The 13,453-nt window shown below is 74.3% G+C and carries 5 protein-coding genes; 3 read left to right on the top strand and 2 right to left on the bottom strand.

Annotation, left to right across the window (positions count from 1 at the left end):
• Nucleotides 1-11: 11 nt before the first annotated feature.
• From OG299_RS10455 to OG299_RS10465, 3 genes are all read left to right on the top strand, one after another.
• A complete protein-coding gene (locus OG299_RS10455; RefSeq protein WP_327361331.1) occupies nt 12-7,379 on the top strand; it encodes a non-ribosomal peptide synthetase in 7,368 nt (2,455 codons plus the stop codon).
• The gene (locus tag OG299_RS10460) at nt 7,376-8,731 is read left to right on the top strand and encodes a cytochrome P450 (protein ID WP_327361332.1); all 1,356 of its coding nucleotides are present in this window, start codon (nt 7,376-7,378) and stop codon (nt 8,729-8,731) included. Before OG299_RS10455 ends, OG299_RS10460 begins: the two co-directional genes overlap by 4 nt.
• A gap of 93 nt (nt 8,732-8,824) precedes the next feature.
• Nucleotides 8,825-10,096, top strand: coding sequence for an MFS transporter (locus OG299_RS10465; protein ID WP_327361333.1), 1,272 nt, complete (start codon nt 8,825-8,827; stop codon nt 10,094-10,096).
• Nucleotides 10,097-10,141: 45 nt separating this feature from the next.
• Here OG299_RS10465 and OG299_RS10470 read toward each other — a convergent pair whose 3' ends face one another.
• Nucleotides 10,142-13,072: a helix-turn-helix transcriptional regulator gene (locus tag OG299_RS10470; RefSeq protein WP_327361334.1), complete on the bottom strand. Its 2,931-nt coding sequence runs from the start codon at nt 13,070-13,072 to the stop codon at nt 10,142-10,144.
• A 130-nt stretch (nt 13,073-13,202) separates the two neighbouring features.
• Complete coding sequence (locus tag OG299_RS10475; protein ID WP_266634258.1) at nt 13,203-13,433, bottom strand: hypothetical protein; 231 nt, start codon at nt 13,431-13,433, stop codon at nt 13,203-13,205.
• Between the last annotated feature and the right edge of the window lie 20 nt (nt 13,434-13,453).

Here is a 13,453-nt window from a genome sequence, read left to right on the forward strand (position 1 = left end):
CGGCACTTGCGATGACCACTGCACAGGTCGAACCCTCCGCCACCGCTTCCGCCGCCGCGCCCTCCGGCACCCCCGGCGGTCTCTCCCCCGCGGCCCGCCGGCTCCTCGAAATGCGCCTGCGCGGCAAGGCCGCCGCCGCGCCCGCCGGCATCCCCCGGCTCGACCCGCGCCCCGCGCAGGCCCCGCTGTCGGCCGCCCAGCAGCGTCTGTACTTCCTCGACCAGCTCGACCCCGGCGGCGTCGAGTACCTGATGCCCGCGGCCTGGCGGTTCACCGGCCCGCTGGACTCGGCCGCGCTGAGCGCCGCCATCGGGGACCTCGTCAGCCGCCACGAGCAGCTGCGCGTGGTGTTCACCCACGAGGACGGCGTACCGGCCCAGCACGTGCTCGCCGCCGCCGAGGCACCCGGCCTGGACGTGGTCGACCTGCCCCCGGCGGTGCGCGACGCCGGCCCCGACGCGGTCGCCGGGGCCGTACGGGAGGTGGCGCTGCGCCCCTTCGACCTGGCCGCGGCGCCCCCGTTCCGGGCCACCCTGCTGCGGATCGCCGCCGAGGACCACGTACTCGTCCTGGCCATGCACCACATCGTCTCGGACGGCTGGTCGCTGGACCTCCTGACCGGCGACCTGAGCGCCTGCTACCGCGCCAGAAGCCAGGGCCGGCCCCCGCGCCCCGCCGCACCACCGGTCGAGTACACCGACTACGCGCACTGGCAGCGCGAGGCCGACGAGAGCACCGCACTGGACTACTGGCGTACGGCCCTCTCCGGCCTGACCCCGCTCGAACTGCCCACCGACCACCCGCGGCCGGCCGTGCGCAGCTCCGCCGGCGCCGTGCACGCGGTGGAGCTCCCCGAGCCGCTGACGGCCGCCCTGGCCGAGCTCGGCCGCCGGGCCGACACCACCTCGTACATGACCCTCATGTCGGCGTTCCAGGCGGCGCTGGCCTTCCACAGCGGCCAGGACGACATCGCGATCGGCACCGTCGTCGCCAACCGGGAGCGCCCGGAGATCGAGCAGCTGGTCGGGTTCTTCGTGAACACCCTGGTGATCCGCACCGATGTGTCGGGCGACCCGACCTCGGCGCAGCTCCTCGCCCGTACCCGGGAGAGCGTCCTGGGCGCCCTCTCCCACCAGAGCCTGCCCTTCGAGCGGGTCGTCGACGAGCTGAGCCCCGAGCGGGACCTCTCGCGCAACCCGCTGTTCCAGGTGCTGTTCTCGCACTCCGCCGCCGCGCGGCAGGGTGCGTACGCCCTCGGCGCCGCGACGGGGACGGCGTTCCCCATCGACCTGACCACCGCGAAGTTCGACCTGACGCTGGACGTCAGCGAGGACGCGGACCGCATCCGGCTCCGGTTCGTCTACCGCCCCGACCTGTTCGACGCGGCGTCCGTGGCCCGGCTGGCCGAGCACACCGTCGCGGTGCTGCGGGCCTTCGCCGAGGCCCCGGACGTGCCGCTCGGCATGGCCGACCTGCTCACCGCCGACGAGCGCGCCGCGCTGCTCGGCCCCGACGGCCCGGCGAACCGCCCGCTGGCGGGCGCCGTACCCGAGCCGGCACCCCGGCTCGCGCTGGAGCGCCTGGCCGAGCACATCCGGCTGGCCCCCACCGCCGTGGCCGTCTGCGGCGGCGGCCGCAGCCTGACGTACGCCGAACTCGACGCGGCTTCCATGGCCCTGGCCCGGCGGCTGCGGGCCGCGGGCATCGGCCCGGAGTCCCTGGTCGGCGTCTGCCTGGGCCGCTCGGTCGACCTGGCCGTCGCGCTGCTCGGCGTATGGCGGGCGGGTGCGGCGTACCTGCCGCTGGACCCCGCCCACCCGCGGGCCCGGCGGGAGTACACCGTCGGCGACGCCGGGGTGGAGTGGGTGGTCGCCGATGCCGTGGGACGTGCGGCGGTGGAGGGGCTGCCGGTGGGCGTGATCCCGCTCGAGAGCCCCACTGCCGACCCGGCCGACGACTCCGGGGACCCCCTCCCCGCCGTGCTCCCCGGAGCGGAGAGTCTCGCGTACGTCATCTACACCTCCGGCTCGACCGGGCAGCCCAAGGGCGTCGAGATCACCCACGGCAACCTCGCCTGGCTGCTCGGCGCCGCCGACCGCCACTTCGACTTCGGCGCCGACGACGTGTGGACGCTCCTGCACTCCCCCGCGTTCGACTTCTCCGTCTGGGAGCTGTGGGCTCCGCTGGCCTCCGGCGGCCGCGTGGTGGTGCTGACCGAGGACGAGGTCCGCGACCCCGCCGCCGTCCACGCCGTCCTGCGCGACGAGCGCGTCACCGTGCTCAACCAGACCCCGGCCGCGTTCAAGGGGCTGCGGGCCCATCTGGCCCAGCAGGGCGAGCAATTCGGCGCCCTCGCGCTGCGCACCGTGGTCTTCGGCGGTGACGCCTTCGACGCCCGCGACTACCGCGACTGGTTCGCCGGGCCCGAGGGCGGGCGGCCCGCGCTGGTGAACATGTACGGGATCACCGAGACCACCGTGCACGTCACGTTCCGGCTGATCACCGAGGAGGACACGGTCTCCCCCGTGTACTCGCCGATCGGCCGCCCCCTGGCCGGCCAGCACGGCTACGTCCTGGACCGGGCGGGCCGGCTGGTGCCGCACGGCACCGTGGGCGAGCTGTACGTGGCCGGCGGCGGCGTCGCCCGCGGCTACCGCAACCGGCCGGAGCTGTCCGCCGAGCGCTTCCCCCTCGACCCCTTCGGTCCGGCCGGGACCCGGATGTACCGCACCGGCGATCTCGTACGGGTGCTGCCCGACGGGCAGTTGGCGTACGCCGGGCGCGCCGACCACCAGGTGAAGATCCGCGGATTCCGCATCGAGCCCGGCGAGATCGAGACCGCACTGCGCGCCCTGCCCGGCGTACGGGACGCCGCGGTGGTGGCCCGGCCCGATGCGCACGGCGGCGCCCGCCTGGTCGCCCACGTGGTGCTGACCGAGGGCCGGCCGCTGGACGCGCCGGACCTGCGCGACCGGCTGCGCCTCACGCTGCCCGAGTACATGGTGCCCGCGCTGTTCGTGCGGCATCCGGAGCTGCCGATCACCGCCAACGGCAAGGTGGACCGCACGGCCCTGGTGGCGGTGGCCGCCGACGGGGCCGCCGCGCCCGCCGGGCACGTCCCGCCGGCCGGAGCGACCGAGGAGGCACTGGTCCGCATCTGGTCGGACGTCCTGGGCGCCGAGCGGATCAGCCGTACGGCGAACTTCTTCGACCTGGGCGGCGACTCGATGCTGGCCCTTCGCGTCATCGGCCAGGCCCGCTCCGCCGGGCTGGGCCTGAGCGTCCCGGACCTGTTCCGGGCCCGCACCCTGGGCGATCTCGCGGCGCTGGCGACCGAGGCGGCCGACGACACCGGCCCCGCGCCCGTGGAGCCGTTCTCCCAGCTGGATGCGGCCGACGCGGCCCGGCTGCCGCAGGGGCTCGACGACGCGTACCCGCTGACCATGCTCCAGGCCGGGATGCTGCACGAGATGCTGGCCGACCCGGGCCGCGGCGCCTACCACAACGTCACCGACCTCAAGATCACCGTGCCGGAGGGCTTCGACCTCGCCGCCTTCCGGACGGCGGTGGACACGGTCGTCCGCGGCCACAGCATCCTGCGGTCCTCCATCGACCTGGTGTCCTTCTCCGAGCCGCTCCAGCTGGTGCACCGCACCGCCGAACTCCCGGTCGGCTACAGCGATCTGCGCGGTCTCCCGCACGAGGAGCAGTGGGCCTCCGTACGGCGGTACGTCGACGCGGAGTTCGCCCGGCGCTTCGACCTGGCCGCCCCGCCCCTGGTCCGCATCCACCTGCACCGGCTCACCGACCGGGAGCTGCGCCTCACGCTCACCGACTGCCACGTGGTGCTCGACGGCTGGAGCCTGACCTCTCTGATCGCGGACCTGCTCGACCTGCACCGGCAGGCCGTGGCGCAGGGCCGGACCCCGCAGCTGCCGCCGGCGCCCCCGTACGCCGAGTACGTCGCGCTGGAGCGGGCCGCGCTCGTCGACGAGGAGGGCCTGGCGTACTGGCGCTCGGCGCTGGCCGACCTGAGCCCGATCCGGTTCACCCGGCGCGGTACGGAGGCCTCCGACGGCGGGCAGTTCGTCCACGAGGTGCGCCGCTCGTACGCCTCCCTCGCCGAGCCGATCGGCCGGCTGGCCCGGCTGGCCGGGGTGCCCCGCCGCACCGTCCTGCTGACGGCGTTCCACCACACCATGAGCCTGTTCGCCGAGCGGGACGGCTCCGCCGAGGGGCACTCGGTCGGCCTGGTCACCAACGGCCGGCCCGAGGTGCCCGGCGCCGACCGGATGCGCGGGCTGTTCCTCAACACCGTGCCGTTCGGCGTCCGGCGCCCCCGCGGCAGCTGGCTGGAGTACCTGAAGGCGGCGTTCGCCGCAGAGCAGGAGATGCTGCCGCACCGCAGGGTGCCGCTGGCCCGCCTCGCGCAGCTGCGGCCCGGGGAGCCGAGCCTGGCGGACACCCTGTTCAACTACGTCAACTTCCACCGGCTTTCCGGGGACAGCTGGGACGACTCGCTGGAGATCGCCCGTACCGCGTTCCCGCTGATGCTCAACGCGAGCGTGGAGTCCTTCACCCTCGACGTCGATCCGGACCACCTGGCCCCGGCCACCGCCGAGCAGCTCGCCGACCTGATGTGCGGGGTGCTGAAGGCGATGACCGCGCGGCCGCAGGCTCCGGTCACGGCCCCGGTGCTGGGCGGCGAGGCACGGATGCGGGCGCTGGAGGAGTGGGGCCGCGGGCCCGAACTGCCCAACACCCCGCTGATGTTCCACGAGTGCGTGGCCGAGCACGCCGTGCGCACGCCCGACGCGGTGGCCGTCCGCCAGGGCGGGCAGGAGGTCACGTATGGCGAACTGGATTCCTCGGTACGGCAGTTGGCGGACCGGCTGCGCGCGCTCGGGGTCGGCCCCGAGGTGCCGGTCGGGATCTGCCTCGACCGGGGTCCGGAGATGGTCCGGGCCGTGCTCGGTGTGCTCCGCTCGGGCGGCGCGTTCCTGCCGCTGGAGTCGCAGCACCCGTCCGACCGGCTGAAGTTCATCGCCCGGGACAGCGGGATGCCGGTGCTGATCACCCAGTCCTCGCTGCTCGGGAAGGTGCCGTTCGACGGCCCGACCCTGGTCGTGGACGATCCGGCGACCTGGGCGGATCCGATCGGGGTCCCCGCTCCGGCGCCCGCCGTCACCGCGGACAACGCCGCCTACGTCCTCTACACCTCCGGCTCCACGGGCACGCCCAAGGGCGTCACCATCCAGCACCGCAGCCTGACCAACATGCTGGAGGGACAGCGCGACCTGTTCCCCGTGACCCCGGCCGACCGGGTGCTCCAGTTCGCCTCCCTCAGCTTCGACGTCTCGATCATGGACCTGACGTGGGCCCTGGCGAACGGCGCCCAGCTGTGCACTCCGCCCCGGGAGGCCCTGCGCGCCGGCGCCGACCTGGCGAACACCCTGCTCGACTACGGAATCACCGTCGCCATGCTGGCCCCGAGCGCCTTGGCGGCCCTCGGCGAGGACCGCTTCCCCGCACTGCGGATCCTCCAGGTGGCCGGCGAGGCGTGCCCCGCCGAACTGGCCCAGAAATGGGCGGGCGGACGGCGGTTCTACAACGTCTACGGGCTCACCGAGACGGCCGTGTGGTCCGTCTCCACCCTCCTCAAGCCCGACTGCAAGCGGCCGCCGATCGGCTGGCCGATGCGCAACACCCAGGTCTACGTACTCGACGAGGACCTGCAGCCCGTTCCCGTCGGGGTGCAGGGCGAGGTCTACCTCGGCGGGCGGGCCATCGGCCGCGGCTATGTGAACCGCCCCGACCTGACCGCCGCCGCGTTCGTCCCCGACCCCTACGGCGCCCCCGGCGGCCGGCTGTGCCGCACCGGAGACATCGGCGTCCAGCTGCCCGACGGCGCCGTGGAGGTCCTCGGCCGCCGGGACAGCCAGGTGAAACTGCGCGGATTCCGCATCGAGCTGGGCGAGATCGAGCACGGGCTGCGGGAACTGCCCGAGGTGCAGCAGGCGGTGGTCCTGCTGCGACGGGACCTGCCGGAGCCGGCGCTGGTGGCGTACGTGGTGCCGGAGGCGGGCGTGGAGCCCGTCGTCGAGCCCTTCCGCCAGGCGCTGCGGGCCAGGGTGCCCGCGTACATGGTCCCCGCGCGGTTCGTGTTCCTCGACGCGATGCCGGTCAACAGCAGCGGGAAGATCGACAAGAAGGCCCTGCCGCTGCCCTCGGCCGACCGCCTGCACAGCGCCACCGACTACGTCGCGCCCGGCACGCCGGCCGAGGTGGTGCTCGCCGAGGTGTGGCGCACGGTCCTCGGCATCTCCCAGGTCGGTGTCCACGACGACTTCTTCGCCCTCGGCGGGAGTTCCCTCTCCACCGTGCGGGTCGCCGCGCAGGCCGCCGCCCGCGGTGTGAGCGTCTCCGTACGGGACCTGCTCGAACTGCCGACGATCGCCCGGCTCGCCGCCCGGGCCACGGAGGCGGCGGCGCAGGCCGCCGGGGAGAGGCCGGCCGAGGCGGAGGCCGGGACGGAGGCCGGGGCGAAGGCCCGGGCCGTCACCTCCGAGGTCCGGCTGCGCGAGGGCGACGGCGCCCCCCTGTGGTGCGTGCACCCCAGCGGCGGCAGCGGCGCCTGGTACGTACCGCTCGCCCGGGCCCTCCCGGCCGGGCAGCCGGTCCGGGCCTTCCAGGCCCGGGGCCTGCTCGGCGGGGTGGACCCGACCACCATCGCCGGCATCGCGGCCAACTACGCCGCCGAGATGGCCGCCCACGGGGGGCACGGCCCGCACGACCTGCTCGGCTGGTCCATGGGCGCCAACATCGCCCTGGAGATGGCCACCCAGCTGCACGAGGCCGGTCACACCGTCGCACCGCTCACGCTGATCGAGCCGTACCTGCCCCACCCGGCGGCCCGCGAGCGCCTCGCCGCGGTCGGCCGGGACATGGAGCGGGGGCTGCGGATGCGCGACCGCGTCCGCGCGCTGGCGCCGTCCGCGGAGCGGGAGGCGGCCGTGGCCGAGCTGACCGCCCTGCTGCTGGGCGCCGGAATGAGCCCCGGCGAGGCGTCCCTGGTGGAGCACGCCCCCATCGAGGTGTGGCACTCGCTGCTCACCGCCCTGGCCGGCTACGCCCTGCGCCCCTACCCCGGCCACGTCCACCTCCTGGTGGGCAGCGCGGCCGCCGAACTGCCCGACGGCGAACCGATGCCCGGTCTGGACGTGGACTTCCGGACCTACGTCGAGCGCTGGCGCGAGATCGCGCTCGGCGGGCTGACCGTCCACGTCACCGAAGGCGACCACATGTCCATGATGTCCGAACGGCTGATGCACAAGACCGCTGGTGTGCTCGGCCGGATCCAGTCGGAGGCACGCCGATGACCGTCCTGACCACGAACACGCACACGACAGCGACCGCGACCGCGACCATGGACACGAGCGCCCTGGTGTGCCCGATCACCGGGAGGACCGCGCCGCCGGCCGCCCCGCCGGCCCCGGTGACACCTGCGAGCCCGCCGGCCGCCTTCACCGAGCGCTACCTCCTCGACCCCGCCGTCAACGCGGACCCGTACGGGTACCTCAACTCCCTGCGCGACCACGACCCCGTGTACTGGTCCGCCATGCACCGGGCCTGGCTCGTCACCGGGCACGCCCAGCTGATGCACTGCCTGCGCGATCCCGCGGTCTCCGCCGAGCGGGTGCGCCCGCTGATGGACGCCGTGCCGGAGGGCGCCCGCGAGGACGCCGAGCGGGCCTTCGCGATCCTGTCCCGCTGGATGGTGTTCAACGACGCCCCGCAGCACCGGCGGCTGCGCCAGGTGTTCCAGGAGCAGTTCGCGGCCCGCTCGATCGGCCGCTACCGGGCCTTCGTCGAGCGCGCCACCCGCGCCATGCTCGCCCGCCGCGCCGTCCCCGGCCGGATCGGGGACCTGGTCGCCGACATCGCCCGGCCGCTGCCCGCGCTGGTCTTCGCCCGCTGGCTGGGCGTCCCGCAGGCGCACGGCCCGTCGTTCTGGTACTGGAACGCCCGGGTGGGCGACCTGGTCCTGGGCGCCGCCCAGGAGGAGCGCGAGTACCGCACCTCGCTCCAGTCCCTGGTCAACCTGGACGACTACCTCGCCGACCTGGTGAAACAGCGCCGCGCCGACCCCAAGGACGATCTGATCAGCGCCGTGCTGGCGGGCGGCCAGATCGGGAAGTCGGTCAGCGAGGAGGAGTTCGTCGGGATGCTGACGCAGATGGCCTTCGCTGGCGGCGAGACCACCAGCAACCTGATCGTCAACGCCGTACTGGCCCTGCTGGAGCACCCCGAGCAGCTGGCGGCCGTACGGGAGGACCCGCAGCTGGTGTCGATGGCGGTGGAGGAGGCCATGCGCTTCGACGGCCCGTCGAAGATGTCGATCCGCACCGCCGCCCGGGACTTCGACCTCGACGGGCGATCCGTCCGCGCGGAGGACCGGCTGTTCCTGGTCACGGCGGCGGCCAACCGGGACCCGGCGCGCTTCGCCGATCCGGACCTCTTCAGCGTCCGGCGCGGCAGCGCCTCGCACCTCGGGTTCGGCTTCGGCGCGCACTTCTGCATCGGGGCGGCGTTCGCCCGGCTGGTGGCCGGCGCGGTGGTCGACGTACTCGTACGCGAGTACCCGGGCCTGGAGCTGCTCGGCCGGGAGCAGCACACCTGGCAGCTCTCCCTCCTCAACCGCGCGCTGACGGCCCTGCCCGTCCGCTACTGACCACGGCCGCTACTGACCACGGCCGCTGCCGGCCACCTGCCGCCCGAGGGCGGGCCGGCGGCGTCCCGACAGCCCTACGAAGGGGTTTTGTTCATGGCTTCCACCCTGGTGGGCGTGCGGACCCGGCTGAGCGCCCCCGCCCGGCTGCCGTCGTTCCGCCTGTTGTGGCTGGGGCAGTCCCTGTCCCTGCTGGGCGACGGGTTCAGCTACATCGCCTTCTCCTGGATCACGCTCGGCCTCACGCAGTCCACCCTGGCCCTCGGCTACGTCCTCGCCTTCCAGGCGGTCCCGCGGGCCCTGCTCACCCTGGTCGGCGGCTCCCTCAGCGACAAGTGGTCCTCGCGGACGCTGATGACGCTCTCCAGCTGGGCCAGGGCCGGCCTGATGGCCGGCGTGGGCCTGGCCGGCCTGGCCGGATCCCTGACGGTGTGGATGCTGTGCTGCGCCGCCGCGGCCTTCGGCGCGGTCGACGCGTTCTTCCAGCCCGCCCGGGCGTCGATCCTGCCGTCGGTGGTGGACAAGGAGCAGCTGGCCCCCGCCAATGCCCTGCTGGCGGTCGCCGCCAAGGTGGCGGCCGTGCTCGGCCCGGCCGTCGGCGGCATGGTGGTGGCCTTCTCCGATGCCCCGGTCGCCTTCCTCGTCGACGGGGTGTGCTTCGCCCTCTGCGGCCTGTGCGTCGCGAGGATCCGGCCGCTGCCCCGCCCGGCGCAAGTCCCGGCGCCGGACGCCGCGGCCGGGGGCGCGGCGGCCCCTGCGGCCGGGCTCTCGCTGGGCGCCCGGATCCGCGCCGGGCTGCGGTACGCGTTCGACGATCCGCGGATCCGTACGATCCTGGCCGTCGACGCGGCGGTGACCTTCTGCCAGGCGGGCCCCTTCACCGTCGGCTTCGCCACCCTGGCCAAGGTCGACCTGCACGGCGGCTCGACCACCCTCGGCCTGCTGAACGGCGCGCTGGCCGGCGGGGCGATGCTGGGCACCCTCGTCGGCGGCGCGGTGAGCAGCCGCCCCCGGATCGGCCTGCTGATCGCCGCGCTCGCGGGATGGCTCGCGATCGGCACGGGCCTGCTCGGCCTGATCGGCAGTACGGCGGGCGCGCTCGCGACGGTCCTGGCGATGGGCTTCGGGATGGGCTTCCAGGGGGTCTTCGGCCTCAGCTGGATCCAGCGCACCATCGACGGCGCGGTGCTCAGCCGGGTGATCTCGGTGGACATGGTCATCGGCTACGCGGTGGCCCCGCTCTCCCTGATCGTCTGCGGAGCCCTGGCCCAGTCGGGCACGGCCCCGATGTTCGCCCTCTCGGCAGTGGTCCTGGCGGTGACGGGAATCGGGATCCTCGGCTCGCGGACGGTCCGCGAGATGCGCTGACCGGGCACCGGCCCCCGCGTCGTCCCGGCGGCGGGCGCCGGTGCGTCAGGGCGCCGAGGAGGCGAGGGACGCGGAGAGTTCGCAGAGGGCGGCGCGGTTGGTGCGGCCCGTCTTGGTGCCGAGTGCGGCGATGTGCTTCTCGACCGTGCGCGGGGAGATGTAGAGGCGGTCGGCGATGTCCTTGTTGCCCAGGCGCTCCGCGAGGAGCCGGAAGACCTCGTACTCGCGGACGGTGACGCCCTGGGAGCGCAGGACGTCCGGGATCGTGCTCGAACCGGTGCGGCGCTGCTGGACCGGGGCGCCCATCCGGCGCAGGGCCGCGCGGCAGGCGCCCGCGACCGCGGCCACGCCGCCCTGGTGGAAGTGCTCCTCGACGCGGCGCAGCCAGGCGACCGGCTCGCCCCAGCCGTCCTCGTACGCCGCTTCCGCGATCAGCCGCAGGCCCAGGTGGAGCGCGGTGGGGTACGGGGCTGCGGCGCGCAGGGCCTCGGCCGCGGCGGCCGCGGCCTCCTCGGGGCGGCGTTCGCGGCCCAGCAGGACGGCGCCGGCGAAGAGGACGAACTGCCGGTTCCAGCGCATCCGCCCGGGTGCGGTGGCGGCGATCTCCTCGTACGCGGCGCGGTCGGCCTCCCCCGACAGCACGTCCAGGAGCAGGCCGATGCCGTACCGCCCGCTGAGGTAGTACGTACTGGGGTTGGTGTCCTCGAGGTCGGCGACGGCGCGCAGCTCGCGGACGGCGCCGGGCCGGTCCTCCTGCGTCAGCGCGCAGAAGGACCGGGCGAGGCCGCGGGTCAGCGGTTCCTCCTGGGAGCCGGCCCCGTCGCAGTCGGCGAACGCGGCCAGGGCGCTCTCCATCGCGGGCCGGTCGCCCCGGTGGGCCGCCATCGCCGCCCGGGCCATCAGGACGTAGCGGGTGGCCGGGGCCAGCCGCAGGCGCTGTACGACGGCCAGGCACTCTTCGGCGGACTGCTGCGCGGCGGTGAACTCGGCCCGCAGGACGGCGTCGAGGATCATGATGCCGTCGATGGTGTAGACGATGGTGGCCGAGCCGAGCCGCTGGGCCTCGCTGCGGGCCGCCAGCAGCGGGGCGGTGGCGCCCTCGGTGAGCCAGTAGTTCCCGCCGATCCGGGTGAGCGCGTACATGCGCTGGAGCGGGAGCTGGTGCTGTTCGGCGGTCTGCAGGGCCGATTCCAGCAGGGCGGTGGCCTCGTCGAAGTCCCGTTCGCGGGCGAGGGTGGCGAGGAGTTCCAGGGACTGGCAGGCGACGGTCGCCAGACCGTGGCGCTGCGCCGCCTGGAGCGCGGAGTGGGCGAGTTTCTCGGCCAGTTGGGTGCGGTCCGGGCCGGGGGTGTCGAGTGCCAGGTAGGCGGCGGTCACATCGATCGAGGCGGTGCAGCGTTCGTCGGGCCGGGGCCCCAGGAGGGATCTGGCCTGGGATATCTGTCTGTTTCCGTCCTCCCAGCGGCCCGCGGTGTGGGCCACCTTGGCGAGCCGGGTGTGCAGCGCGGCGAGCCGGGAGGCGCTCAGGCCGCTGCCGCCGAGGGTGTGCAGGTTCTCCGCGAAGCCGAAGGCCCGGGCGAAGTCACCGGCTTCGGCGAGCGCGGGGAGCAGGGCCTCCAGGGCGTCGGTGCGCCCGGAGGGGTCCTGGCTGGCGGCGAGCAGCCGTTCGGCGCGGCTGAGCAGGGTGATCGCGGAGCCGATCGCGCCGGCCGCGAGGGCGCGCAGGCCGGCGTCGGTGAACAGGCGGCCGGCCTCGGCCTCGTCGCCCGCCTGGGAGCGCAGCTCCGCGACGAGGGGGCACCAGTCGCCCTCGAGGTCCGGGTAGAGCGCCTGCACGGCGTCCGCGGCGCGGCCGGACATCGTCGCCCGGTTGCCCGGTGTGAGCTGGGTGAGCAGGGCCTCGGCGGTGAGCGAGTGGCGGAACGCGTACCAGTCCGGGGCGGGTTCGTCGGGGACGACGAGCTGGGCCGCGACGCCGGCGTGCAGGTGGCTGAGCAGCCCGCGGTCGTCGATGCCGGTCATCCGCTGGAGCACGGTCAGCGGGAAGCGGCGGCCGATCACGGCGGCCGCGGACAGCAGGGTCAGCCCCTGCGGGCCGAGCCGGTCGATGCGGCGCAGGATCCCGCGGGCGAGGGCGGTGGACACGTCGCTGCGCAGGTCGCCGACCACGCGCCAGCCGTCCTCGAAGCGGACGAGGGCGCCGCTGCCGATCATGCCCTGGAGCAGCTCCTCGACGAGGAAGGGGCTGCCGGCGCTGTCGTCCCAGAGCCGGTCCAGGGCCTCCTGCGGCACCAGCTCCGGTTCGGTGTCCAGCTGGGCGGCGATGACCGCGCGAACCTCGGGCCGGGTGAGCGGGGCGAGTTCCAGTACGGTCCCCACGCCGCGCCGGCGGGCCGAGTCGGCCATGTCGAGCGCGTCGCAGGGCTCCGTACGGATCGTGGCCAGGAGCACGACGTTCGTGTACTCCAGGTTGTCCACCAGGTATTCGACGACCGCGAGCGTCTCGGGGTCGGCGTCGTGCAGGTCCTCCAGGAGCAGGAGCTGGCCGTGCTCCTTGCCGGTGGCGATGAGCAGCCGCAGGACGGCCTCGCCGAGGATGACCATGGAGCTGTTGTTCTCGGCGTCGCTGCTCCAGTCCGGGATGATCCTGCCGAGCGCCGGCCGGTAGGGGCCCAGCGGCAGGTCGTCCAGGGAGGTTCCGTCGAGCGGACCGCTGCGGAACAGCGACATCAGCGCTTCGGTGAGTGGCCGGAAAGGGACGGTGGGGCCGGTGGTGCTGCTCCGGCCCCGCAGGGCCCGCATGCCCGTGCCGAAGGCCATGCCCACGGCTTCGGCGGCGAGCCGGGACTTTCCGATTCCGGCCTCGCCGACGAGGAAGACGACCCCGCCGCGCCCTTCGCCCGCGTCGGCCAGTGCCTGCTTGATCTCCCGCAGTTGCGAGTCACGACCGACGATGTACCGCGAACGGGAACGCATGTCCGCAATCTAGTTCATGTGAACGGCTCATTGTGCGACGAAAGTTGGCCGTTTCGAACAAGGGCGGCGTGGAGATCCGGGAAAGATCCGGAGAAGATCGGACACGGACCGCCGGGTGACGGGAGGCTGGCTACCAGGTGACGTTCGGGGCCGAGACGCTGGTGTCGATCGAGCTCAGGGTGATCACGATGCCGCTGGTGAGCACCACACCGGCCAGAGCACGGGCCCGGGCGCACGCCTTGTTCCGACCCGACAGGGTGATCCCGCCGGCCGGGTCCTCGATCCGCGCCTCGGCCGCGGCGTCGGCGGCGGCCTCGTCGGCGGCGGTGACGGACTGGGCGTTGACCTGGGACTTCTGCATGGTGGTGAGTACCTTTCTCG

Origin of the sequence: Streptomyces sp. NBC_01296 (assembly GCF_035984415.1) — a bacterium.
Classification (GTDB): Bacteria; Actinomycetota; Actinomycetes; order Streptomycetales; family Streptomycetaceae; genus Streptomyces.